Origin of the sequence: Oxobacter pfennigii, from assembly GCF_001317355.1 — a bacterium.
Classification (GTDB): Bacteria; Bacillota; Clostridia; order Clostridiales; family Oxobacteraceae; genus Oxobacter; species Oxobacter pfennigii.
Genome location: NZ_LKET01000068.1, coordinates 224,578 through 247,759, shown reverse-complemented (window position 1 = coordinate 247,759; position 23,182 = coordinate 224,578). Strand labels below are relative to the sequence as shown.

The 23,182-nt window shown below is 36.0% G+C and carries 21 protein-coding genes; 14 read left to right on the top strand and 7 right to left on the bottom strand.

Going from position 1 to position 23,182, the window contains the following annotated elements:
• Nucleotides 1–137 precede the first annotated feature (137 nt).
• Genes OXPF_RS20595 through OXPF_RS20585 form a run of 3 tightly spaced genes read left to right on the top strand, consistent with a single transcriptional unit; the run spans nt 138 to nt 4,546 of the window.
• Nucleotides 138–1,079: an AAA family ATPase gene (locus tag OXPF_RS20595; RefSeq protein WP_054877087.1), complete on the top strand. Its 942-nt coding sequence runs from the start codon at nt 138–140 to the stop codon at nt 1,077–1,079.
• Nucleotides 1,072–2,271, top strand: a complete 1,200-nt coding sequence (locus tag OXPF_RS20590) for a DUF58 domain-containing protein (RefSeq protein ID WP_054877086.1) — start codon at nt 1,072–1,074, stop codon at nt 2,269–2,271. Before OXPF_RS20595 ends, OXPF_RS20590 begins: the two co-directional genes overlap by 8 nt.
• Complete coding sequence (locus OXPF_RS20585) at nt 2,252–4,546, top strand: transglutaminase domain-containing protein (RefSeq protein WP_160317283.1); 2,295 nt, start codon at nt 2,252–2,254, stop codon at nt 4,544–4,546. The genes OXPF_RS20590 and OXPF_RS20585 overlap by 20 nt, the downstream gene beginning before the upstream one ends.
• Nucleotides 4,547–4,673: 127 nt before the next feature.
• Here the strand turns inward: OXPF_RS20585 and OXPF_RS20580 are convergent, their stop codons facing one another.
• From OXPF_RS20580 to OXPF_RS20570, 3 genes are all read right to left on the bottom strand, one after another.
• Nucleotides 4,674–5,171 carry an SEC-C metal-binding domain-containing protein gene (locus tag OXPF_RS20580; protein ID WP_054877084.1) on the bottom strand — a complete coding sequence of 166 codons (498 nt, stop codon included), beginning with the start codon at nt 5,169–5,171 and terminating at the stop codon, nt 4,674–4,676.
• Between the two features lie 89 nt (nt 5,172–5,260).
• Nucleotides 5,261–7,363 (bottom strand): RNA degradosome polyphosphate kinase, encoded by a 2,103-nt coding sequence (locus OXPF_RS20575; protein ID WP_423230591.1) that lies wholly within the window; start codon nt 7,361–7,363, stop codon nt 5,261–5,263.
• A gap of 14 nt (nt 7,364–7,377) precedes the next feature.
• Nucleotides 7,378–8,931, bottom strand: a complete 1,554-nt coding sequence (locus OXPF_RS20570) for a Ppx/GppA phosphatase family protein (RefSeq protein ID WP_054877082.1) — start codon at nt 8,929–8,931, stop codon at nt 7,378–7,380.
• Between the two features lie 242 nt (nt 8,932–9,173).
• Between OXPF_RS20570 and OXPF_RS20565 the strand changes: the two genes are divergently transcribed.
• Nucleotides 9,174–10,676, top strand: a complete 1,503-nt coding sequence (locus OXPF_RS20565; protein ID WP_054877081.1) for a Ppx/GppA phosphatase family protein — start codon at nt 9,174–9,176, stop codon at nt 10,674–10,676.
• A 68-nt stretch (nt 10,677–10,744) separates the two neighbouring features.
• Nucleotides 10,745–11,332, top strand: coding sequence for a hypothetical protein (locus OXPF_RS20560; protein WP_054877080.1), 588 nt, complete (start codon nt 10,745–10,747; stop codon nt 11,330–11,332).
• Nucleotides 11,333–11,360: 28 nt separating this feature from the next.
• On the opposite strand, the gene OXPF_RS20555 is transcribed toward OXPF_RS20560, so the two are convergent.
• The 4 genes from OXPF_RS20555 to OXPF_RS22710 all read right to left on the bottom strand — a co-directional run bounded on the left by OXPF_RS20555 (nt 11,361) and on the right by OXPF_RS22710 (nt 13,997).
• Nucleotides 11,361–12,098, bottom strand: coding sequence for an amino acid ABC transporter ATP-binding protein (locus OXPF_RS20555; protein ID WP_054877079.1), 738 nt, complete (start codon nt 12,096–12,098; stop codon nt 11,361–11,363).
• Entirely contained in the window at nt 12,088–12,873 is a 786-nt protein-coding gene (locus OXPF_RS20550; protein WP_054877078.1) for an amino acid ABC transporter permease, read from the bottom strand. The genes OXPF_RS20555 and OXPF_RS20550 overlap by 11 nt, the downstream gene beginning before the upstream one ends.
• 12 nt (nt 12,874–12,885) lie before the next feature.
• The gene (locus OXPF_RS20545; RefSeq protein ID WP_054877077.1) at nt 12,886–13,686 is read right to left on the bottom strand and encodes a transporter substrate-binding domain-containing protein; all 801 of its coding nucleotides are present in this window, start codon (nt 13,684–13,686) and stop codon (nt 12,886–12,888) included.
• A gap of 167 nt (nt 13,687–13,853) precedes the next feature.
• Nucleotides 13,854–13,997, bottom strand: coding sequence for a hypothetical protein (locus OXPF_RS22710; protein ID WP_160317282.1), 144 nt, complete (start codon nt 13,995–13,997; stop codon nt 13,854–13,856).
• 175 nt (nt 13,998–14,172) lie between these two features.
• Here OXPF_RS22710 and OXPF_RS20540 point away from each other — a divergent pair, with 175 nt between their 5' ends.
• The 9 genes from OXPF_RS20540 (at nt 14,173) to aroF (ending at nt 22,980) form a co-directional block, all read left to right on the top strand.
• The gene (locus OXPF_RS20540) at nt 14,173–14,739 is read left to right on the top strand and encodes a class I SAM-dependent methyltransferase (RefSeq protein WP_054877076.1); all 567 of its coding nucleotides are present in this window, start codon (nt 14,173–14,175) and stop codon (nt 14,737–14,739) included.
• Between the two features lie 181 nt (nt 14,740–14,920).
• A complete protein-coding gene (locus OXPF_RS20535; RefSeq protein WP_054877075.1) occupies nt 14,921–15,172 on the top strand; it encodes a hypothetical protein in 252 nt (83 codons plus the stop codon).
• Between the two features lie 99 nt (nt 15,173–15,271).
• The gene (locus OXPF_RS20530; protein WP_054877074.1) at nt 15,272–15,730 is read left to right on the top strand and encodes a methylated-DNA--[protein]-cysteine S-methyltransferase; all 459 of its coding nucleotides are present in this window, start codon (nt 15,272–15,274) and stop codon (nt 15,728–15,730) included.
• A 1-nt stretch (nt 15,731) separates the two neighbouring features.
• On the top strand, nt 15,732–16,334 hold the full coding sequence (locus OXPF_RS20525; protein ID WP_083480079.1) for a DNA-3-methyladenine glycosylase family protein: 603 nt from the start codon (nt 15,732–15,734) through the stop codon (nt 16,332–16,334).
• A gap of 13 nt (nt 16,335–16,347) precedes the next feature.
• Nucleotides 16,348–16,812: an aminoacyl-tRNA deacylase gene (locus OXPF_RS20520; protein WP_054877073.1), complete on the top strand. Its 465-nt coding sequence runs from the start codon at nt 16,348–16,350 to the stop codon at nt 16,810–16,812.
• 117 nt (nt 16,813–16,929) lie between these two features.
• The gene (locus OXPF_RS20515; RefSeq protein ID WP_160317281.1) at nt 16,930–18,759 is read left to right on the top strand and encodes a hypothetical protein; all 1,830 of its coding nucleotides are present in this window, start codon (nt 16,930–16,932) and stop codon (nt 18,757–18,759) included.
• A gap of 165 nt (nt 18,760–18,924) precedes the next feature.
• Entirely contained in the window at nt 18,925–19,974 is a 1,050-nt protein-coding gene (locus OXPF_RS20510) for a S1C family serine protease (RefSeq protein ID WP_054877071.1), read from the top strand.
• 25 nt (nt 19,975–19,999) lie between these two features.
• Nucleotides 20,000–21,781 (top strand): hypothetical protein, encoded by a 1,782-nt coding sequence (locus OXPF_RS20505; protein WP_054877070.1) that lies wholly within the window; start codon nt 20,000–20,002, stop codon nt 21,779–21,781.
• Between the two features lie 188 nt (nt 21,782–21,969).
• Nucleotides 21,970–22,980, top strand: a complete 1,011-nt coding sequence (gene aroF, locus OXPF_RS20500; protein WP_054877069.1) for a 3-deoxy-7-phosphoheptulonate synthase — start codon at nt 21,970–21,972, stop codon at nt 22,978–22,980.
• Nucleotides 22,981–23,182 lie beyond the last annotated feature (202 nt).

Below are 23,182 nucleotides of genomic sequence, written 5' to 3'. Positions count from 1 at the left end.
TTTAAATTACCTTTTATCTGTCACAGAAAAGTAACAAAATCAGGAGTTTTTATAGTGATTAGAATTAAAGTCATTATGGTATAATTATAGGAAAACAATTTAAATGGAAAAGAATTACAAGGATGGGTGTATATTGAATGCAAAAATTAATTGATGATCTGGCTCGATGCATAGAAAAGGCTATATTAGGAAAGGCAGAGGTAATATATGATATTCTAAAATGCCTTATTGCCGGCGGCCACGTGCTTATAGAAGATGTTCCGGGAGTGGGTAAAACTACCCTGGTAAAAGCCCTGGCAAAAACCCTTAGCCTTAATTACAACAGAATACAATTTACACCGGATTTACTGCCATCGGACATTACGGGTGTTTCTATATATAACAGAAACAGCGACAGGTTTGAATTTATCAAAGGGCCTATCTTTTCCAATATAATTCTCGCCGACGAAATAAACAGAGCATCTCCCAAAACCCAATCAGCCCTGTTGGAAGTTATGGAAGAGTCCCAGGTTACAGAAGGAAATAATACATACAGTATGGATATGCCTTTTATGGTACTTGCCACTCAAAACCCTGTAGAGCACGAAGGAACCTATATGTTGCCGGCAGCACAGCTCGATCGTTTCATGATGAAGGTCAAGATAGGATATGCTGATGAGGAAAGTGAATCTAGAATATTGCAGCTTTATGGCTCCCATGATCCATTAGAAGGAATATGGCCCCGTGCGGGCGCCGAGGATATTATATATCTGCAGAAGTCCTCTCGTGAAGTCTTTGCATCAAAAGAAATAACCGATTATATTATAAGAATTGTGAATGCAACAAGAGAAAATAAAAACACAGCCTTAGGCGCCAGCACAAGAGCAGCTCTGTCCATGTTGAAAGTTGCAAAAGCTGCTGCTCTGATGGAGGGACGGGATTATGTAGTTCCCCAGGATGTATGGGATAATGGAGTTTCTGTTTTAAGCCACAGAGTAAGTTTAAAACCTTCGGCGATAGTCGAGAACCTGACAGGCGAGACCATAATACAGGATATTTTAAAAAGGCTTCCTGTGCCGAGGGTGATGAAACATGCTTAAGGTAAATATAAACTTTGTACTTATCCTTGGGATTTTTATTGCCTTTGCTCTGATAGAAGGCGGCAGCCTGCCGTATATAGCCTGCTACGGCATGCTTTCAATCTTCCTGCTGAGTTTATTGCATATCATCGTTTTAAAGCTGCTCATATTTGTGCAAATCAAACAGGATGAAAAGGTGAAGGAAACAGGAGACAGCGTTAAATATACCATCATAATAAAAAATAAGGCTTTTCTTCCCATACCTTATATAACAATGGAAAACCGTGGCAAGAGCATTGGAAAAGAAAATAAAAGCCTTATAGATGATACAGCGGGAAATGATATAACCATTGAAAGTGAAATAAGGATTTTCACAAGAGGAATTTATGATATAGGAAATATGAATTTAAAGATAATGGATATTTTCAGAGTATTTCAAATACAAAAAAATGTGAATTTAAAGGCGGAAATAAAAATATACCCTAAGATATTTAATATCATCAATACGGATTTTAAGGGCAGTGACGGCCCCAGGAAATTTATTGATATTTTAAAGAGCAGCGAAGACATTTATGCCATAAAAGATATTCAAAAATATAAACCGGGAGACAGCTTGAGAAGAATACACTGGAAGGTCAGTGCAAAGCAGGGAGAACTTTATGTAAAAAAGCCTGAAAGAGTTTCCGGATACCGAATTTCAGTTTTCCTAGATATGAATAGGGACAATATGAAGCTGGATTACAAGGGCCTGGAAGAAGAACGTATAATAGATTTTTGTGCCTCCCTTGTTAACTACTTACTTATTAATGATATAAAGGTCAGAATACATGTAAATGCATCAAAGCCCTATGAATTTGATATTAATACCAGGGAAAGTTTTAATTTCTTTATGGAATTTCTGCTTATGCAAAAAAGCGACGGAACAAAGAAACTTGAAGAATTCATATATGAAAATTTATTTAAGCAGGATAATCAAAGCGCATCACTTGTAATCTGCCACGGTATAGCTAACAGTATGGCAAGTACATTAATAAAGATGTACAATTCAGGCTATAGCATTTATGTGTTTTATAAATCCGATCATATTGAAACCATGCAAAATATAAGCAAGCTTGAGAATTCGAATATTGAATGCTTCAATTCCTGCGAAATTATAGAAGGGAAAAATTCAACAGGTGGTTTTGTTGAAGAGGATGTCAGAGAAAGTGTTTAATAAATATAAGTCCCTCATTTTTTACAGAATAAATGATATATTCTTGTTTTTTACCGTAATCCTTATTATAAGGATAATGGAGAAAAGCTATATGATTTTAAACGTGAATTACATTTTCGTAATATTCCTCTACATTGCAGGGTACCTGCTGTATGGCCTACTTAACTTTATCATGCGCAAGTTTTCACTGACGCTTTTATTATCAGGATGCTATATCATGTTCCTTCTCTTCTTTTCCTTTTTAAAAAAGGACCACCTTTCTTTTATTCAAAATGTGTTTATAACTAGCTATTATAATATTGACAGGTCATTAAGGCTGTATAATGCCACTGAATTCTGGGACTATATACCTTACTTTTTAATTACCGTCCCTTTCTTTACGGCTGTTTTTGTTTTTTTATTGAAAAAGAAAAAGGTGATTTTTTTAATTGCATTCGTGCTTATATTTCTGATGCGCCTGTGGTACACGGGTTATGGCAGCGGTAAGGATAAGTATTTTTTACTATCCCTGTTTTTGTGCACAGCATTTTATGGCATAAATACTTATACTGCAAGGGCAGCGCATTCTCAAAAAGAAGAGTTTTTTATATCTGCAAAAAGGGGAAGAATAGTGGCCTTTGTTATTGTAATATCCTTTACAGTGACATATTTATGTTATTTATTGCTGAATAATTTAGGAAGTGAAAGCTATATACAGTCTTTCAACAAGCTTAAGATGGAAAACAATTTTTTAAGAGGAATTATAAATGACAACACTTATAATTTGAGCACTTCGGGGTTTTCCACCAACGATAAAAAATTAGGAGGCCAAATTAAGCCGGATGACAGCGTGGCTTTTCGGGTGGAGGCTGACGGACAGTATTATTTAAAGGGCAGGGTATTGGATTATTATGATGGTTTTACATGGAAAAAAAGCAGCGAAAACTATGAGGATATAAGAAATAAGCCCATAGAAAGAAATTACCGGGATTGGTTATGGTATTTTATGCGGCAGGGATACTCAAGGAGTAACAGCAATCAAAGATATTTGATTGACAGCAAAGTTCTGGCCATTTTCCCTGATAAGCTAATAACCTCCACTGTTTTTACACCCAATAATACTTATGATGCTGCAGTGCATGAGGCTGTTATAGGTGCTGATGACACAGGAAGCTTCATAACCTTAAACAGGTTTGGCATAGATGATCCTTACTCTGTATACTTTACCTGGAGCAGGATGAATATTGAAAACTTTTCAAAGCTTTATGATACAGGCTTAGATATAAGGTATTTATACGATGAAGAGTATTATGAAAATAACATAAAGACAGCATACGGAAAATACCTTCAGGTTCCTGATAATATATCACCCGAAGTTTACAGCCTGGTAGAGGAAATAACAAAGGACGGCATAACCGCCTCAGATAAAGTATATAAAATATATAAGTATTTGTATGAAACTTACCCCTATTCCATGGATGTATCGGATGTTCCGGAAGGTCAGGAATTTATAGATTACTTTCTTTTTACGGAAAAAAAGGGTTACTGCGTATATTTTGCAACAGCTGCTGCTATTTTCTTAAGGATAGCCGGCATTCCCGCAAGATATGTTGAAGGCTTTAATATGGGGGATGTAAAGGATGAAGGGGGCATGTATGTTGTCACAAACAGCATGGCCCATGCTTGGACAGAGGTTTTGCTGATACCTGAAGCAAATTACTGGACAATTTTAGATTGTACGCCGCCAAGGCAGGCATTCATTGAGAACGTAACTTTTGAAGCGCTGAAGACATATGAAACACAAGATACTGCTGCTGCGGCACCGGAGGTTTATAAGAGCCAAAATAATATGGATAACAGCCCTCTTGCAATTGAGGATCAGGAGAGCACCGGTGCTCCGGTATCCTTTGAATTGTCAGGGCTTATAATATATCCTTTGCTGGGCGCGGTATTATTATATATAATGTCAAGCTTCATCATTTTTAACCTTATTAAAATAACTGCCCTTAATTCCAAAAGTGTAATACCCATATATAATTACGCCAAGAAAAGGCTTAAGGTTATAGGCTTTGACTCAAGCATATATTTTGATGATATAAACTGGGCGGACAGTATCGAGGATAGTGAGCTTAAAAATATTGTGAAAGAAATGCTTGCTGCCTCAAATGAAGAGTATTTCGGAAAAAGAGAGATAAAGGGTTTTAACAAGAAGGAGATTTACGGAGCCCTTGAAGGGTATATGAAGAAAAAGCAAAATATTGTTATATATTATTTAAGAAAATATTTTGAACTATAGAACTCCACCCTCTGTAGTAATCAAAGATTGCCAGAGGGTACCGGGAACCTTGTTTCTTCACAATGATAAAAAAGGCCGGATAATTTATTTACCCAGGCCTTTTGAGCTTAAAATATTAACTATTCCATTATTTGCCGCAGCATTTTTTGTATTTTTTACCGCTTCCACAGGGACATGGATCATTTCTTCCGGTTTTATCTTCCTTAACCACGGTCTTTGTCCTGTTATAAGCTGTTTTTATCTCTTTTCTTTTTTCCTTGGAAAGTATAGGTTCCCATTGAGGAAGATTATAAAGCCATTCAGCCTCAGCTTCATGCATATTATAATAAAGTTTTTCAAAATCAATTGTTATATCAATTTTACTGTCCTCTGTAAGCTCTTCTTCCACCAGGGGAGTTTCAAGGCTGGTATTTATACCTGATATGAATCCGGCAAAATCAATACTTGTCATATGGTATTCTTCTGCCAGCTCGGCAAATTTTCCGGATATTTTATTGTTATTGTTAGAAAGAAGTTCTTCATATATGTGCTGTTCTTTTAAAAGGTACTCCTTCCAGAACTTATCATATTCCTCCTGAGTTCTTTCTTTGTAAGCAATTTCTTCCCATTGTTTAATCAAGCTCATTTACGGTTTCTCCTTTGACATATAATTTACCGTTGATATTATAGCATAAAGGGTGGAGCTTTTAAAGGAAAATGCAAAGGTGCAGTACCCTAATATGCCGCTATGGATTTAAATTTTACTTCCTTGTAATTATTCACGGTATTTATTGATTTCCTGGATGCAATGTCAAAGAATACCTCCTGGCTGTTTATAATTTCTCTGTTTCTTCTGTTCATTCTGGCATAATTGCCGTCAAAATTGAGTGTTCTTGCTTTAACAGTGTCTTTTAGGGATATATTAAGAATATTGATTACCTCACTCTTTAAATTCTCATTTTCGATAGGGAATAACAATTCCACCCTTCTGTCCAAATTTCTGTTCATCCAGTCGGCGCTGGACAGAAATACCGTTGTATCACCATCGCTATGGAAATAAAATATACGGCTGTGTTCCAAGAATCTTCCTATGATGCTCCGTACGGTAATCCTTTCGCTTACACCGGGTATACCCGGCCTTAAACAGCATATTCCCCTTACTATAAGATGTATTTCAACTCCTGCGCAGGAAGCATCATATAAAGCTTCAATAATTTCCCGATCAACAAGCGAATTGACCTTTGCAATTATTTTTGCCTCTTTCATATTTCTGGCATTTAAAGCTTCATTCTTTATCATGCTTAAAAACTTCTGCCTGAGATTCAGCGGCGATAAAATCAGTTTATTAAGCTCCGTAGGCTCAGAAAGACCTGAGAGCATATTAAACAAAGCAGAAGCATCAGAACCTATGTTGGGATTTGAAGTAAAGAGTCCCAAATCGGTATATACTCTGGCCGTTACATCATTGTAATTGCCGGTGCCTAAGTGAACATACCTTTTAATTCCTTTTTCCTCTTTGCGTACAATAAGCAATACTTTACAATGAGTTTTAAGACCTACAAGCCCGTATATAACATGACACCCGGCTTTTTCCAGTCTTTTTGCCCAATGAATATTATTTTCCTCATCAAACCGGGCTTTTAATTCCACAAGAACCGTGACCTGTTTTCCGTTTTCGGCGGCACGGATCAATGAATCTATTATGGGGGATTTCCCGCTTACTCTGTACAATGTCTGCTTTATTGCAAGGACATCTGGGTCATTGGAAGCCAAATGCACCAAATTAATTATGGGATCAAAAGATTGATACGGATGATGAAGAAGTATATCTTTTTTTGATATAATACTGAACATATCTTCATTTTCGGCAAAATCCAGGGATACTTGGGGAGAAATAGCTTCATATCTTAAATGATCATATCCTTCCATATCGATGATTCTCATAAGATAAGTCAAGTCAATGGGACCTTCTATCTCATATATTTGCTCTTTTGATACCTCAAGCTCATCCCTTATAATTGAAAGAAGACTTTTGCTCATTCCTTTTTCGATTTCCAGCCTTATTACGGCTCCCCATTTGCGTTTTCTCAAAGACTCCTGTATGGTTAAGAGCAAATCTTCGGCTTCCTCTTCATCCAATGTAAGGTCCGCATTTCTGGTTATTCTGTAGCAGCTGGAAGTTATAATTGAGTGGCCTGTAAAAAGTGAATTAAGATTCATTTTGATTATATCTTCAAGGAGCATAAAACATCTCATATTGTCCCCACAAGGTATATCAACCAGACGTGAAAGGACTGAAGGTACCTGGACTGTTGCAAAATAACAATCCTCGCTGCCGTTTTTATTAAGAAGCAACGCGATGTTTAGAGTCTTATTAAGCACAAGAGGAAATTTCCTGCTTTGATCCACCACCATAGGGGTAAGGACAGGATATATGTTTTTGACAAAATAATCCTGTACATAATTTTTCTGCTCATCGGTGAGTTCTTTACCTTTTAAAAATAATATATTTTCTTTGCCTAAGGCTTTTTTTAGTATACGGTTGTAACAGTTGTACTGAACATTAACAAGTTCATGGGCTTTAAATGATATCTTCTTTGTTTGTTCTTCAGGGGTAAGCCCTGCAGGGTCAGGCTCTTTAAAGCCGGCTTGTATTTGGTCATGCAGCGAACCGACCCTTATCATAAAAAATTCATCCATGTTGCCTGATACTATTGAAAGGAATTTCAATCTTTCAAAGAGAGGATTGGATGTATCCTGTGCTTCTTCCAATACCCGCTTATTGAATTCCAGCCAGCTCAGTTCTCTGTTTATAAAATTTTGAGACGAAAAATGCATATTTTCCATTTCTATCATCCTTTATGTTTAATCAACGGTATTATTCCCATTACTTCTTCGAAAAAAGGAGTATTATGGATGAAATCCCACTCTTCCAATAAAGTATCGGTATTTGAATATATATGAAATAAAAGTGCATCGCCGGATGGCTCTATTTGAAGCTTTTTTATTTTTTGCCTGTGGGATACATCCAGGGATTCTGCAAGTTTTAAAATGGCTGAGAGCTTGGACACAACAATTTTTTCTCTGTCGGTAAGAATTCTGTAATTTTCATCGGAATAGACAGGTATATCGTAAGCATGGTATTTTGCAATACCGGCAATCAGTAAAATCTCCCTGTTGGAAAAGCCTGTTATTTTTCTTACCCGTATAATGCTGTATGAATGGATATGGTGCTCGCTCAAATTCACATAATTGCCTGTATCATGGAGGATTGCCGCCACCTGCAGATAAAGCCTTTCATCATTATTAAGTCCGTGGTATTTGGCTGACTGGTCAAAAATCGATAATGAAATTTCCTCAACGAATTTTGCATGATTCTTGTCCACATTATATTTTTCGGCAATATACCATGCGGAGCTTATGATATCCGAGATGGAATTTATATTTCCTGGAGTATCAAATAATTTGTCTGCGATATTATAAAGAATACCATGTCTTAGAGAAACCATGGGAGCAAGTATGCCTTTGGCTTTGGTAAGCTTTAAAAAGCAATGGAACAATATAACGGAGGGTAAAAGAATTTCACATTCCTTTTTTGTGATTTTATATTCATTTATAATCCTGTCGCTTCCCATAGTCGTCATTTTTTCATATAAGCTTACCATGTCTTTTTTGTGTATGAATAATATACCGTCGTTTTTATCGATGTTGTTGCCGAACAATTTTACTATGGTATTTAATTCACCGCCTAAACCGATAAAATTTTGTATATTCATATTTTTTATGGAGGATTCTATAAGGTAAATTTTACTTTCTATGAATTCCTCCATGACTCCGGGGAAATTCAATGACTTAGACTCCAGACCGGACAATGTTTCATGAAGCCTTAATGAACCTAACTTTATATATTCTGTAAGCAATAAATTTTCCGACTCATATATGGAAATTTCAACACCGCCGGAAGCTATATTTATAATAAGCAAAGGCAGCGCATCGGAAAGTATTGAATGGGAGAGCTGCTTTCTTAAAGCTTTATATAGAAAGAATCTTTCCTGAGCATTGTTTATTATCTCAATTTCTATTCCGGTTTTAAGCCGTACCTGCTCCATAATATATTCACGGTTTTCCGCTTCCCTTATACCGCTGGTGGATACAGCCTTATAATTCTTTACCCTGTAATCCTTTATAAGTTTTACAAATTTTTTTAAGTCAGCACATGTTTCGTGTATCGTCTGTATTGAAATTCTTCCTGTTGAGAAAGTATCCCTGCCGATATTTGTGGATTTTACGATGTCTTCAAGAATAAAATAATTCCCATCGGCAGAAATTTCTCCTATAGCCATTCGAAGATAATTTGAGCCTACATCTATTGAAGCAGCTACTTGTAAATCCTTTTTTTTACTCATAGTAACACCTTTTTGAGCTATTGTATTAATAATTAAATTTTATCATTATTCGCGTTATTGTGACATTAATTGAGAAAATTTAACCAATATTTAACATAACAATAAATGAGGCGGTTCATAATTATAGAAGTAATAATATAGGCCTATTTATAGATATATGGTATTGAAAATGCACGGTTTATGAAATATTATATTGTTTAATATGATTAAAATACTTAAAGGGCACAAAATGAGGTATCGGCATGAAGAAAATAGGAATTATTGATATCGGGTCAAACTCTATGAGGTTGGTGGTAATAAAAATCAACGATGACTTATCCTATAGAGTTATAGATGAAAAGAAAGAAACTGTAAAATTGGGAATGGATATGACTTATGACGGTAACTTAAGCCGGGACAGAGTCGATAAAGCCATGATTAGTTTAAGTTTTTTTAAAGATATGTGTATTGCAATAGGGGTAGATGAAATCATTGCCGTGGCAACAGAAGCAGTGAGAAGAGCAAGAAATCAGCAATATTTTGTAGAGAGGGCAAAAGATATGCTTGGCATAGAAATAAAAGTACTTTCGGGCAAGGAAGAAGCATTTTACGATTATTTCGGCGCTGTAAATACCCTGGATTTCAATGATGCGCTCATTATGGATATCGGCGGCTGTAGCAACCAGCTAATACTTGTAAAAGATAAAAAAATAATTGAATCAGTGAGCCTTCCCTTCGGTTCCTTAAACTTAAGTGAAAAGTTCCATTTAAAAGAAGCTGTAAATGAACAAAATGAAAATGATTTTATAACTTATTTAGCCGATGAATATAATAAAATACCCTGGCTTAATAAGGCAAAAGGGCTGCCCTTAATAGGAATAGGCGGAACTATAAGGGGAATAGGTAAAATAAACAGAAAAAGAAATCATTACTTATTGGAAATGCCACACAATTATAAAATGGAAATAAGAGATATAAAAGATATTTATGAATTGGTGAAATCCAAGGATGTTTCACAAAAACAAAAGCTTAAAGGTTTGTCAAAGGACAGGGCGGATATATTCACCGGTGCCGTCGGAGCAATTGCACATCTCGCTGAATTATGTGAGGCAAGTGAAATATTGGTCAGCGGCAGCGGTTTGAGAGAAGGGCTTTTTTTTGAGTATTTATTTAAAGATAAAAAACCATTGACCGATGTCCTTGATTACTCAATAAACAACATAGTAAATGATTTTGAACTGGATAAGCTGCACGCACAAAGGGTATGGAGCTTCAGTAAAATGCTTTATTTTAATTTAAAGGATGCCCATAATATCGGAGAAGCTCCCCAAAAGATATTAAAAACTGCATCCCTGCTGCATGATTGCGGGGTGAATATTAGCTATTACGACCATCATAGACATTCCTTCTACATGATATTGAATGCCAAAACTTATGGACTTACCCATAAGGAACAGCTCATGGCTGCGCATATCTCTGCTTTTCACAGAAAAGAAGAGTTCAAAATAGATACTTATAAATACAGAAATATATTAAATGAAGCTGATATATTAACCATTCAAAAATTAGGAGTGTTGTTAAAAATTTCCGAATGCCTCGATGAACGGCTGAACGGCAATATACAGGGTATTCAATGCAGTATTGATGAGGATAGCGTGACCATAAAATTATCGTCAAAGGATAATCCGGAAATTGAAATAAAAGATGCCTTAGAGGTTTCATCTGCCTTCAAAAAGCTATTTGGCAAGAAACTGTACATAAAATAATAATACATAATCATATTGCATCTCTCGTATAAATAAAGAAAATAATTATGAACACACGAGGGATGGTTATGGAAAACATAGATATTTTCCTTAAAAATAACAATACATTTGAACTTTTGAATAAATATGCTTACGAAGATGAGCACGTCCACGAAAAAAAAGTCACAATATATGCCCTGATGATTTTTGACTTATTAAATAAAGATATGCTGACGGTTTTCTCCCACAGGAATATGTTAAAATACAGCAGTTTTTTTCATGATTTAGGGCGATTTATCAATAAGAAAAACCATCATAAACACACTAGGTATATAATACTTTATGACAAGTATTTTGATTGCCTTCCTTATAATTTGCGGTCTATGCTGTCATTAATCGCAGGAGGCCATAAAAAATCCATTGATAAGGATATTAAGTATCATGATTTACATGAACAGCAAATCATTATGAAATTGACCTCCATTTTAAGGATAGCAGACGCTTTGGATAACAGGCACAATAAAAATATTGCCGTTAAAAAAATTGAAGTTACCCCGACAGAGCTGATTATTTTTATGCAGGAGGAGGATTTAAGTAAAATCTCCCGTAAATTGCATAAAAAATCCGCTCTTTTTAAAGAGTATTACAATAAAGAGGCGGTATTGAAGCCCTTATAAGATTAAATCCTGAATGTATGGTGCAAATCTATATTTTCCATTCCAATACTTTGCTTAAAAAGCCTTTTAGTTCACTGCTTTTAGGGCTTGAAAACATATTTGCTGAAGAGTCATGCTCTATTATCCGGCCATCTGATAAGAACATGACTTTGCTGCAGGCATTTTTTGCAAAACCCATTTCATGTGTAATAAGTATGATGGACATTTTATCATTTCTTAGCTCATTTACCATATCGAGTACTTCATTTGTAAGCTCTGGGTCTAAAGCACTGGTGGGTTCATCAAGCAGCAGCAGTTTTGGCTTTACTGCTATAGCCCTCGCAATGGCAATTCTTTGCTGCTGGCCTCCGGAAAGCTCATTAGGCTTTTTGGAACCATCTTTCCTTAATCCGAAACGGTCAAGGAGTGAATTTGTGGTTTCATAAGCTTCGTTTTTACTGTATCCATGTACATTAATAAGGGGCATGGCTATGTTTTCTAAAGCAGAGAGGTGAGAAAATAATCCCTTGGATTGAAAAACAAAGCCGATGCTGCGCCGGTAGAGAATAAGCTTATTTTCTGAAAATTCTATGTTTTGCCCGTCTACTTTAAGTTCGCCGGATGTAGGGGAAATCAATCCTCCTAAAATACGAAGCAGGGTTGATTTGCCGCCGCCGGAAGGACCTATAATTGCAAGGGTATCTAAATCATCACAATAATTAATATTATGAAGTATAGGCCTGTTATCACTAAAAGTTTTATTTATGCTTTTTATTTCAATTATCATATTTAAACCTCCTCTCCACAGCCCTGGTTACCATGGAAAGCGGAAAAGTCAAAGACAAGTACAGCAGCCCGAGAAACAAATAGCACTCAAAGATTGCAAAATTGGTAGCGCTGATTTCCCTTATGGTTTGTGTAAGTTCAATAACGGAAATAATGGATAATAATGACGAATCTTTAATAATGGAAGCAAATTGCCCGGCAAGAGCAGGCAATATACGGGCTATGAGCTGAGGAAAAATTACCAGCCTCATTGTCTGCTTGCTGTCAAGCCCTACTGCTTTTGCGGCTTCAAGCTGAGTTGCATCAATCGAATCCAGCCCGCCCCTTATGATTTCGGATATATATGCTCCTTCAAAAATTGATAAAATCAAAACGCCTGCAATGAAGCGGCTGCTTATACCCCATGCAGTGCCTATTATATAAAAGAATAAATAAACCTGCATTATCATTGGAGTACCGCGGATGAACTGTATGTAAGTCTTGCAAAAATAAGACAGGGGCAGAATTTTAGATTTACTGCCCATAGCTGATAAAAACCCTATTAATAAGCTAACTAACAAGCTTATTGTGCTGAGTTCGATGGTAGTGATAAAGCCTGTAAAAAGCCTGTATTTAAAATCCAGAAGTACGGAAAAATCAAAAGAAAGATTAAGCCTTTTCATGGACCAGAAGAAAAATACTATGAATGCCCCGCAGGCAATTATAATATTGACAGCCCTTTGAAGGTTGGTTTCCTTATTGTTCTCCTGTCGTATAAATATGCTTAATAACTTCATATATTATCCGGCCTAATCAAGAGAAAAGAACCAGTCGAATCCAAGATCCTCAAAGGTTTTCTTTTCTTGTGAAAGATATTTTTCAGTCAGTTTATCAAATCCGCCTTCTGAATAGAATTTATCTATGAACTCATCTACCTTCGTTTTGAGCTCGGTATTTCCTTTTTGTATACCTGCTCCCCAATACTCCGCATCCTGAAAGGGTATAAATATTGCTCCGGTGGTATCTAAATTATTTTGATTGTTGCGGTAAATGGTAAGCTGATCATATATAAATCCGTCTGCTTTTCCCTGCACAACCTCTGTAACGCATGCGCTTTCATCGGCAAGCACAATAAGCTCCGCATTTTTAAGATTGTTTTGCGCATAGATATGGCCTGTGGAGTTCAATTTTACGGCTATTTTTTTGCCGCTTTGATTTAAATCGTTGATGGATTTTATATTTGAATTTTTGTTTACCAGCACTGCAAGCATTGCCTTTGCATAAGGCTTTGAAAAATCAATTTTTTCAAGTCTTTCTTCTTTAATGGTCATGGACGAAATTACGATATCAACTTGTCCCGTCTGAAGGGCGGGTATAAGGCCATCCCATGCAATATTTTCTATTTTAACAGGCCTGCCCAAATATTCTCCAAGAGACTTTGCAAAATCCACACTTATGCCTGTGGGGTTTCCCTGAGCATCCTTTGTCTCAAAGGGCGGATAAGCCAGCTCCATACCAACGGTCAATGCATTATCCTCCTTTTTATTGCAGCCTGCAAATAATGCACAAAAGAGTACAACAATCAGTACAACCGGTAAAAATTTTTTCATTTCTTCACCTCGTTTAATTATTATTGATGTAATTTGTAACACAACGTAATAATAGCATCGTTTGCTGATAGTGTAAATAAGGATGAAATTTAATACTAAGTATGTAGACGCTTTCTATCAGACAACTTAGGTTAAAAAGAACACCGCCGGAAAACCGACGGCTACAATTAGTTTATGGAACGTTCTCGCGGGACATCGCATGCTTTGGGAGGTTCAGTTTCCCTTACATAGCAGTCTTCGCACACTATTCTGTGAAGATATACCTGTTCTTCACCTTCGGGTATTTCTGCATTGCATTTGGAACAATTCATGTATTTCCCTCCTTCCCTTTTATATCTTTTATATATTCTTATTCATATATTTTATTCCATACATACTATGTTATTAAATTTTATTTTGCAATATTATATAATTCGATGGTAGCCAGCCTGAAGTAAGCATATAATTGAAATTACCAGCACAAATGTTTAATAGGGAGGAAATTTGATGGAACAAAATCTTGAAAATCAAATTAAAAAACTTGAAAGTCCCGAAAGAATTGCAGAATTAAAGCCCAAGGAAACGCTTTTAAAGGCAGGTCTTACGGCAGGTATGGCAGTTGCGGACATTGGGGCAGGATCAGGAATATTTTCATTTGCAGCTGCTGAAATCACAAATGAAACAATATATGCTCTGGAAGTAAATATTAAAATGCTTGAGTTTATTGATGCCAAGTGCAGGGAAAGCAAAATCAATAATATATGCACTGTTGAAATCAACGGAGATAATATAAACCTTCCTGCATATTCCGTGGATATGGTTATTATGTCTAACGTGCTCCATAACATTGAAAACAAGGCATTGGAATTTAATGAGGTTAATAGAATATTAAAAAACAATGGAAGGCTTCTACTCATTGAATGGAAAAGGAAAAGGACTGATAATGGTCCGCATTTTGAAAAAAGAATTGACAAAAAGGAGGCTGTATTTTTGGGAAGTGGGGCTGGATTTTCTGTAACAGACGAAATGGAGTTTGGGAAAAACCTATACGGCATTGTATTCAGGAAGATGTAAGTTTAAAAGCTGTAATAATATAATTTAAAAATCCATTACTTTAAAATAATAATATTTTCTGCTATTAATTATCCAGAATGTTTAAATCAAGTTAAAAATATTCATTTTTTATTTGAATATGTGTCAATATATGTCGCATATATAAATATAATATATTGAGATAAAAAACAGAGGTGATTTTATGGCAGGAGGCAATGTAGGAAATATAACAGCAAGAGCAAATGTTGCCAGTTGCAGATGCTCAAGAGGCGGCAGTTGCGTATGTGATAATTTTCAGACCAATGAAATTGGAGTAAACAACGGCAGGAATTTGACTGCTACCGAGGATGTATCGGATATAGCTGCAAATAACAATACCACAAATGCAGCCAACAACACAAATTCCAATGCTGGCAACTACAATTTAGATGCATTTTTCAGCCAAATTTATTAATAAAAGATAGGCTCCTATATCGGAGCCTTTTACATTTTAAGTTTGTTTTATGATAGAATAAATCAAGGTAATAGTTTTAAAAGATGAGGAGGGTAAAATATGCCGGCATATTTTTATGAGAGTATTTTAGGTGAAATTTGCATAGCAGAAAATAATGGTGAAATAACAAATGTGTACTTCCCGAATGAAAAGCTGTCTTTAGATATGGAAATAGCTGAAGCGCCAATTTTAAAGGAGGCAAACAATCAGCTTCAAAGTTATTTGAAAGGTCAACTGAAGGAATTTTCTCTTCCCCTTAATCCCAAGGGCACGGAATTTATGAAAAAGGTATGGATTGCCCTATGTGAGATACCTTACGGAGAGACTGCGTCCTATAAAGATATTGCAGAAAAAATAGGGTCTCCCAAAGCCGCCAGGGCTGTTGGCCTTGCAAATAACAGAAATCCTATTCCAATTATAATTCCCTGCCACAGGGTTATTGGGAAAAATGGTTCTCTTATAGGCTATGGCGGAGGATTGGAATTGAAAAAAACATTGCTTTCTATAGAGGAGAGATAAGGTGGATATTTTTGAATACGGGCAAAGGGAAATGGATTATTTAAAAAAGAAGGACAGAAAGTTAGCCGCGGCAATTGATAAAATCGGCATCATAAAGCGCGGAATCACAAAAGATACATTTGCTGCCCTCGTATCGAGCATTATAAGCCAGCAAATTTCCGGCAAGGCTGCTGAAACTGTATGGAACAGGCTTCAAAATTTACTTGGAAGTGTCACGCCAGAGGCTATAGCTGATAAAGATATATCGGAAATACAAGGCTGCGGCATGTCATTAAAAAAGGCAGGATACATAAAAGGAATTGCACAGGCAGCGCTTTCAAAAGAAGTGGATTTTGAAAATCTTTATAAATTAAGCGATGAGGAAATAATAAAAAAGCTTTCATCATTGCACGGAGTGGGAGTGTGGACGGCTGAAATGCTTTTAATATTTTCACTTTGCCGCCCTGACGTGTTAAGCTACAAGGATTTAGCCATTCAAAGGGGTATGATGAATTTATACGGACACAAGGAGCTTACAAAAGAAAGGTTTGAAAGATACAGGAAAAGGTATTCGCCTTACGGGTCGGTAGCCTCCCTTTATCTTTGGGCACTGTCCGTTATGTAAGAGAGGTAAACATATGAAAGAATTTGAAGAGAAACTAAAAAAATATATACGGGAAAATAAAATAGCTGCAGAGCATCTTGCCTTTACCCAATCCTGTCATTCTGTTTCCGAAGCAGCTTTAGCCTGCGGGGCAACACCTGAGGACTTTGTAAAAAACATATGCATGATAGATGAAGAAAACAATTTGATTGTTGCAATAGTAAAAGGTGAAGACAGAGCCAGCAGGACAAAGGTCGGAAAGGCATTGGGCATAAATATGCCTAAAGTTGCAAATGAGGATGAGATTTTAAAATATACAGGTTATCCCTGCGGAGGTGTACCTTCCTTCGGATACAAAGCCTCCTTTGTCATAGACCCAAGGGTAATGGAAAAAGAAATAGTATATACCGGAGGTGGTTCCACCCATTCCCTGGTAAGAATTAAAAGCAGTGATTTAAAGAAGGCAAACGGCGGTGCGGTTATAAGCATAAGAAAGTAAAATTCGGTGTTTCTAAGTATTGTTAATCTAAAGTTTATACCATGTTAATATTTATTTGCTATAATTTGGTATAGGTAAATGAAGCAGAAAGATATTACGATACCGTCGGTGATGTTTATGATGAAGGAAAGGGACAAAATCACTACTTTGCGCATTGCTTTTTTGTTTACTGTAATCATAAGTACATTCTCAATTTTAAGAATAACGGCTGAGGTTATTTTTAGCGGTATAATTTTTAACCACAGCGGAACATTTGAAAGAATTTTAAATACAATAGGAGCCCTTTTTTTAGGCAATATACTAACAATTATATTTGCAGCCATAATCCTTTTGTTTTTAAAGGATAATATTAAAAAGCTAAATCAAGAAGGATTCCCGGATAAATCGGATGGTGAATATATCCGTTTTGCAACTGGGATTTTGATAGCTATAACGGGGCTTATTAATTTGTCAACTTCCCTTCCTCACTTATATTCTAATACAAAAAGTTTAATTGATTTCATGACATCTGATGTGTGGAGCACGGCGGCATTAATAACATCTATAATCAACTATTCAATTCCCGTAATAGTAACTTTATGCCAGATTGCTTTAGGATTTTACTGGATTAAAATTTTTAAAAATAATCAAGATTCAGAGCCACTATGTATTGCTTTGATGTTCACGGTAATTACAATTTTATTTTCCCTTTTAGATAAAATAATTATATTTATACCTGGAATGAGTGATGGATCTAACAGTTTTTATTTATATATAAGAAATACTTCATGGGCAGCTATGACCGTAATAATTATTGCAGTCTTAATATTAAAAATCAAAAAATCCTATAAAGCAGCTCCTTTAAAAATGCTTAAAAATGAAACTGTCATTATGACAACAGGAATAATTACGGTGATACACGGGCTGATTAGTCTGTCATTGGGATTATTATCTTTTATCAATTACATAATGGTATATTTTCATACACCTGCTTTACAGACAGCATTTGGGAAACTAATACTTTTAAATGTAATTTCCTCAATAATAGTTTTCGGTAAAATATTTTTAGGATTTTGTATGTTTAAACATCATATAACAATCAGCAAGGATAATAAAGTCAAAGTGAAGATAAACAAAACCATACTTGCCTTTTTGGCAGCTTTATTCTTATTATCAGTAAGCTCCGGACTTATGGCTTATCATTTAAAAATCAGCAGCGAAAAGGCACTACAAGAAAACAATGCCTTAATTCAAACCTGGCTTGTAGACAATATACAAAATGTCGGCAGCTATAGGTTGCTTGCAGGCATCTCAAGCCGCTATACCCAAGGTGATAAAGAAAGGCCTCAAAATATACCTCAGGACATAAATTCAGATTATACAATTGATATAATTAAATCCCAAAAGAAAGCCAGGATAGCTGCTCTTGAACCGGTAGTAAATCCCCAAGGTCTGATAAGAAGAATAAATAAAACATACTATTTATCGGTTGAGGGCGCTGAGGTTATAATTTACAGAAGTACTGACAGCGGTTTTATTAAAAAATCTTATAAGGATGAACAATTGGCAGAGGCAGTCAATATGCTGCTTTTTCCAGATGATGTAAGCATTTTTCACGGGGAAGTAGTATCGACTGGTGCTTTTGGTGGGACTTATGAAGGAATAATTGTACAAAGATCTGTTGTTGGTGTGCCTTTCAATCTCAATAATTATTTCGGCATGGAAAATCAAGAACAGGAGAGAAGCACATACTTAAATTTTCATTATAATGTTACACTGCAAACCATGAACACCCTTAATATAGATAATGATAATAGTTCTGTTTATAGGGTATTTTATAATCTTATAGCAGGTGAACAGTATAAGAACATATATACAGAGAATAATTTGAAATATGGACAGAGTCTTCGGATAAGCTTTGCTGAGGTTAAAAAAGCTGAAGATTTTGACCTTCCTCAAGTGGAATAACATAAGCAGCAATAATATACAAAAAGCTTTGTAGATATTTGCAAGGCTTTTTATATATGTTGGATAATTTCTTTCGTGTTAAAATATCAACATAAAAAGATACCATATTTTATATTAATATATTGGGGTTTTAATATGGTAAATATTTTATTGGGGGGATAAAAAATGAGAAAGGCAGGCCTATTAATTGCGGCGGTTATGCTTTTACTGACACTAAAAGCCATTCCGGCTGCTGCTCAGGAAAACATAAATAATAACAGCATAAAAGAAGCTCAGGCGGTGCAAGAGCAATTTGAAAAGGATAAAAAAGAAGTAGCGGATATAATAGAGGAAATCAACCCGACTGTTGTTGCAATCATAGGAAATAATACTAAAATTAATGAGGACGAGCAGATGTATTCAAAATACCCTGCAAATATCCAGTTTGGCTCAGGAGTTATAATAGACAAAGACGGAAGGATACTTACAAACAACCATGTCATAGACGGCCTTGAAGATATTTATGTTGTTACATATGACGGCAATGTATATAAGGCTAATCTTCTTTATACCGACAAGGATATAGATTTGGCCCTTTTAAAAATAAACAGGAGCGGTATGATAGCCATTGAGTTTGCAAAGGATGAGGATTTAAAAGTAGGCAGTGATGTGCTGGCTATAGGCACACCCATGTTCTTCAGCTACAGAAACAGCGCCACAAAGGGCATTATAAGCGGCTTGAACAGGCCGGTAGACGGAATGTATATGTACCTTCAGACAGATGCTTCCATAAACCCCGGAAACAGCGGCGGTCCCCTTATCAATATGGAGGGAAAGCTTGTGGGCATAAATACCTTAGGATATATGTTTTACCAGGGAGTAAATTTCTCCATTCCCGTCGATAACATAAATTATTTCCTTAAGCATTACGAAAACTACGGAAAAATAATGCGCTGCTATACCGGTATAGAATTTGAGGAAAATTGGGCGGCAATGCTGGGCATACCCACCAATCAGGGGCTGAAAGTTGTAGCGGTCAAAAAAGACAGCATTGCCTATGGGAAAATTAAAGAAGGGGATATGCTGGAAGCAATAGATGATAAAAAAACTTCATCCATTGCCCAGTACAATGAAATATTAAAGGATCATCTGCCGGGAGATGAAGTAAAGATGAGCGTTGACAGAGGGGGCAGCAAATTAGAGTTTACAGTAATTTTAAAAGGAATGCCTCAATAATAAAAGGATGAAGGAAGGTGAAGGTTTGAAAAGAGTTTTATATTTCATTGCTTGTATACTTATAACATTAAATATTGTTCCGGCAAGGGCTTTTGCTATAGACGATGACGGAAAAATAGATTTGTATGAGGTGTTTTCAAATAAGGAGGATATGTTAAAGAGCGAGGTGGGGAGCCAGGTATATAAATGGTCAATGTATCTTCCCGATGACGGTATAATTTATAAATCCGACAACGCCAATTTTTTTTATATGTCTACCGCAAGTTACCAATCTGAAATTCTTTTGGAGGTAAGCAAAAATGAGGAGCGCTTATCGCTGGAAGACATGCTCTACAAATTGGAAAACAGCTCCAGGAAGGATAACTATCCGGTATGGGGGGACAGGGAATTATATGTTGACATTGTATCGGATAATTCCGGTCAAAGATATATAAAAATAATAAAGACAAACACCTTTTATGATTATTATACGGTGGAGGGCTCCGGGAATGAATTCAGCGATTATGTGGAAAACAGGATATATATCGAAAATGATTACATATATAATCTATCCGTGCTGATGACAGGGGATTTTTATAAGAGTCATGAGGATATGTTTGACAAGCTTATAAATTCTTTTAAACCTTCCTACGATAATAATACCTATATAAAAGAATTGTCAGATAGGGTGAGTACAAAGAGAGAATATATAAACTCAATCTATGGCTGGAAGATTTCATTAAATCCTTATTGGAGAGCCCAAGGCATTGAAAATGGCCGCAATCAAAATTTTAGGGCCTTATACACTGATGAGGAGCTAAGTAATGAGGTAAAAGCAGAAAATATAGATAATTCTGTTATACAGGAGGGTATATCCGTAAGCCTTATAAGCTCGGCTGATATAGGTGAAAGCGCAAAGGAGTGGGCAGCTTTAGAGATTGAAAGATTAAAGGATAACTATGACAGCAATGTTTATAAAATACTAAAGTATAACCGGGAAAATAGGCGGAATATGGATGCATGGCGTGTGACGGTTACTTTTAATACCATGACAAACAATTCCTATGTTAAAGACAACCTTTATATAATAGGAAACGGTTATAAATATTTGGTATCTGCTACAATAAAGGAAGATAAATATAAGGATTCGGCTAAAAAAAGCAATATAGAAACCATGCTTGAATCCTTCGAACTGGACAGCAATTATTTAAGCAAATATTTAGGCAGAATAGCATCCTCTGAAAGCTTTTATAATTTTGATTCCGTAAAAGAGTTAAGGACGAAAAAGTATGATTTTGCAACCCAAATTACAAAGGCTTTTGACGTTTCAAAGGGCGGCAGTGAATATGAAACTGGTGGAACAAACGATGAAGACAAGGTATCTGCCTACGAACCCATAAGCCATATAAAAATAGATATGACGGCAGGATTTTATGGAAACGAAATAAAAAACACAGTATTAAATTACACGGGAAAATATTCAATTGACGGCGATATAGCAGCAGGACTGGCCCATGTTAAAATAAAATCAGCTGAAGTAAAGGGCGCTGTGATTTATAAAATACAAAAGGAATATGATATAAATGCCGTAAAAGCTTTATCCGGGCCTGCTTTTAATAAGGTTCACAATTTAGAGAGCCTTCTTAATGAATACATATATATAATAAAGGCAGGAAATGATACCTTCATACAGTCAGTTACCATCCCTGCTGCCAATGGAACGGGCAAAAACAAGGACAGGATACAAAAGCTTCAGTCGGATATTACAATCAGGGGCATAAATTATAATACGGATGAATGGACGGAACACGAGATTTCGGGCTTTTAAGCCTTAGATTTATAAATGACAAGGCCGATTAAATTCAATATACCTTAAATCCCTATATATTTAACGGTATATTGACATTTGACTTTCTTCTGGTATAATTAAAACAATTTATGGAAAACAGTATATTTTAAATAACAGGGAGATTCAAAACATGAGTCTTCCTTTTGCATACTTAAGGAGGCAAGGGTATGATAATAACTTTAAAACCAGGTACACCGGCAACTGAAATTGAAAAAATGAAAAACAGATTAGAAGAACTGGGGGTAGCGGTAAATATAATTCAGGGAACCAGTTATTGTGTTTTCGGCCTTGTAGGCGATACAACGAAAATAGACCCAAGCGTAATACAGGCCGACAGAAATGTGGAATCGCTCCTTCGGGTACAGGACCCTTTCAAGCTTGCAAACAGGCTTTTTCATCCCGAGGATACAGAAATATTGGTCAATGAAAGCAAAATAGGCAAAGATACCATGGCGATAATCGCAGGTACCTGCTCCATTGAAAGTGAGGAGCAGATATTGATTCTCTCCAAGCAGGTTAAGGAAATGGGAGCTTCATTTTTGCGGGGAGACGTATTTAAGCCAAGATCCCTTCCCTATAGAACTATTAGTGAAGAAGAAGTAATCGATATATTAAAGCTTGCAAAACATAATACAGGCCTTCCCCTTGTAACCGAAGTCATGTCGGCAAGGAATATTGAAGAAACCTCCCAATATGCCGATGTATTTACCATAGGCTCAAGAAATATGCAAAACTTTGAGCTTTTAAAGGAAGCCGGCAAGTCCGGCAAGCCGGTGATATTAAAAAGAGGCCAGTCCTCCACTTTTCAGGAGTTTTTAATGGCAGCAGAATATATAATGGCAGAAGGGAATAATAATGTAATACTTTGTGAAAGGGGAATAAGGACTTTTGAAACAAGCACAAGGAGCACTTTTGATGTAAGCTCCATACCTGCATTGAAGAAAATGAGCCATCTTCCGGTAATAGTAGACCCCAGCCATGCCTCAGGGGCATGGTGGATGGTGGAGCCATTGTCAAAGGCAGCAGCGGCTGCCGGGGCAGACGGGCTTATGATAGAAGTCCACAATGACCCTTCAAACGCAAAATGCGACGGTGAGCATTCAATACGTCCTGAGACCTTCGGAACCCTTATAAAATCCCTGAAAGAAATTGCAAAAATAAACAATAAATATATTTAAGAAGCATAAAAAAGCCTTGATTGAATTTTAATTCAATCAAGGCTTTTTTTTATGCAATATAAATAATAAATTATTGTCCTTGTTTGAATGTATATTCGACAGCACTTGAAAAAAGAAATTATCTGAAAAAGAAAAGCTAGAATATAAAAAAGATTAGCCATGAAATACTGTATAAATATACACATTTTTTTCGTTTGATTTT

Coding starts and splice junctions, on each gene's coding strand:
- OXPF_RS20595 (WP_054877087.1), top strand. CDS start 138: ATGCAAAAATTAATTGATGATCTGGCTCGATGCATAGAAAAGGCTATA.
- OXPF_RS20590 (WP_054877086.1), top strand. CDS start 1,072: ATGCTTAAGGTAAATATAAACTTTGTACTTATCCTTGGGATTTTTATT.
- OXPF_RS20585 (WP_160317283.1), top strand. CDS start 2,252: ATGTCAGAGAAAGTGTTTAATAAATATAAGTCCCTCATTTTTTACAGA.
- OXPF_RS20580 (WP_054877084.1), bottom strand. CDS start 5,171: ATGAGCTTGATTAAACAATGGGAAGAAATTGCTTACAAAGAAAGAACT.
- OXPF_RS20575 (WP_423230591.1), bottom strand. CDS start 7,363: ATGCATTTTTCGTCTCAAAATTTTATAAACAGAGAACTGAGCTGGCTG.
- OXPF_RS20570 (WP_054877082.1), bottom strand. CDS start 8,931: ATGAGTAAAAAAAAGGATTTACAAGTAGCTGCTTCAATAGATGTAGGC.
- OXPF_RS20565 (WP_054877081.1), top strand. CDS start 9,174: ATGAAGAAAATAGGAATTATTGATATCGGGTCAAACTCTATGAGGTTG.
- OXPF_RS20560 (WP_054877080.1), top strand. CDS start 10,745: ATGGAAAACATAGATATTTTCCTTAAAAATAACAATACATTTGAACTT.
- OXPF_RS20555 (WP_054877079.1), bottom strand. CDS start 12,098: ATGATAATTGAAATAAAAAGCATAAATAAAACTTTTAGTGATAACAGG.
- OXPF_RS20550 (WP_054877078.1), bottom strand. CDS start 12,873: ATGAAGTTATTAAGCATATTTATACGACAGGAGAACAATAAGGAAACC.
- OXPF_RS20545 (WP_054877077.1), bottom strand. CDS start 13,686: ATGAAAAAATTTTTACCGGTTGTACTGATTGTTGTACTCTTTTGTGCA.
- OXPF_RS22710 (WP_160317282.1), bottom strand. CDS start 13,997: ATGAATTGTTCCAAATGCAATGCAGAAATACCCGAAGGTGAAGAACAG.
- OXPF_RS20540 (WP_054877076.1), top strand. CDS start 14,173: ATGGAACAAAATCTTGAAAATCAAATTAAAAAACTTGAAAGTCCCGAA.
- OXPF_RS20535 (WP_054877075.1), top strand. CDS start 14,921: ATGGCAGGAGGCAATGTAGGAAATATAACAGCAAGAGCAAATGTTGCC.
- OXPF_RS20530 (WP_054877074.1), top strand. CDS start 15,272: ATGCCGGCATATTTTTATGAGAGTATTTTAGGTGAAATTTGCATAGCA.
- OXPF_RS20520 (WP_054877073.1), top strand. CDS start 16,348: ATGAAAGAATTTGAAGAGAAACTAAAAAAATATATACGGGAAAATAAA.
- OXPF_RS20515 (WP_160317281.1), top strand. CDS start 16,930: ATGATGAAGGAAAGGGACAAAATCACTACTTTGCGCATTGCTTTTTTG.
- OXPF_RS20510 (WP_054877071.1), top strand. CDS start 18,925: ATGAGAAAGGCAGGCCTATTAATTGCGGCGGTTATGCTTTTACTGACA.
- aroF (WP_054877069.1), top strand. CDS start 21,970: ATGATAATAACTTTAAAACCAGGTACACCGGCAACTGAAATTGAAAAA.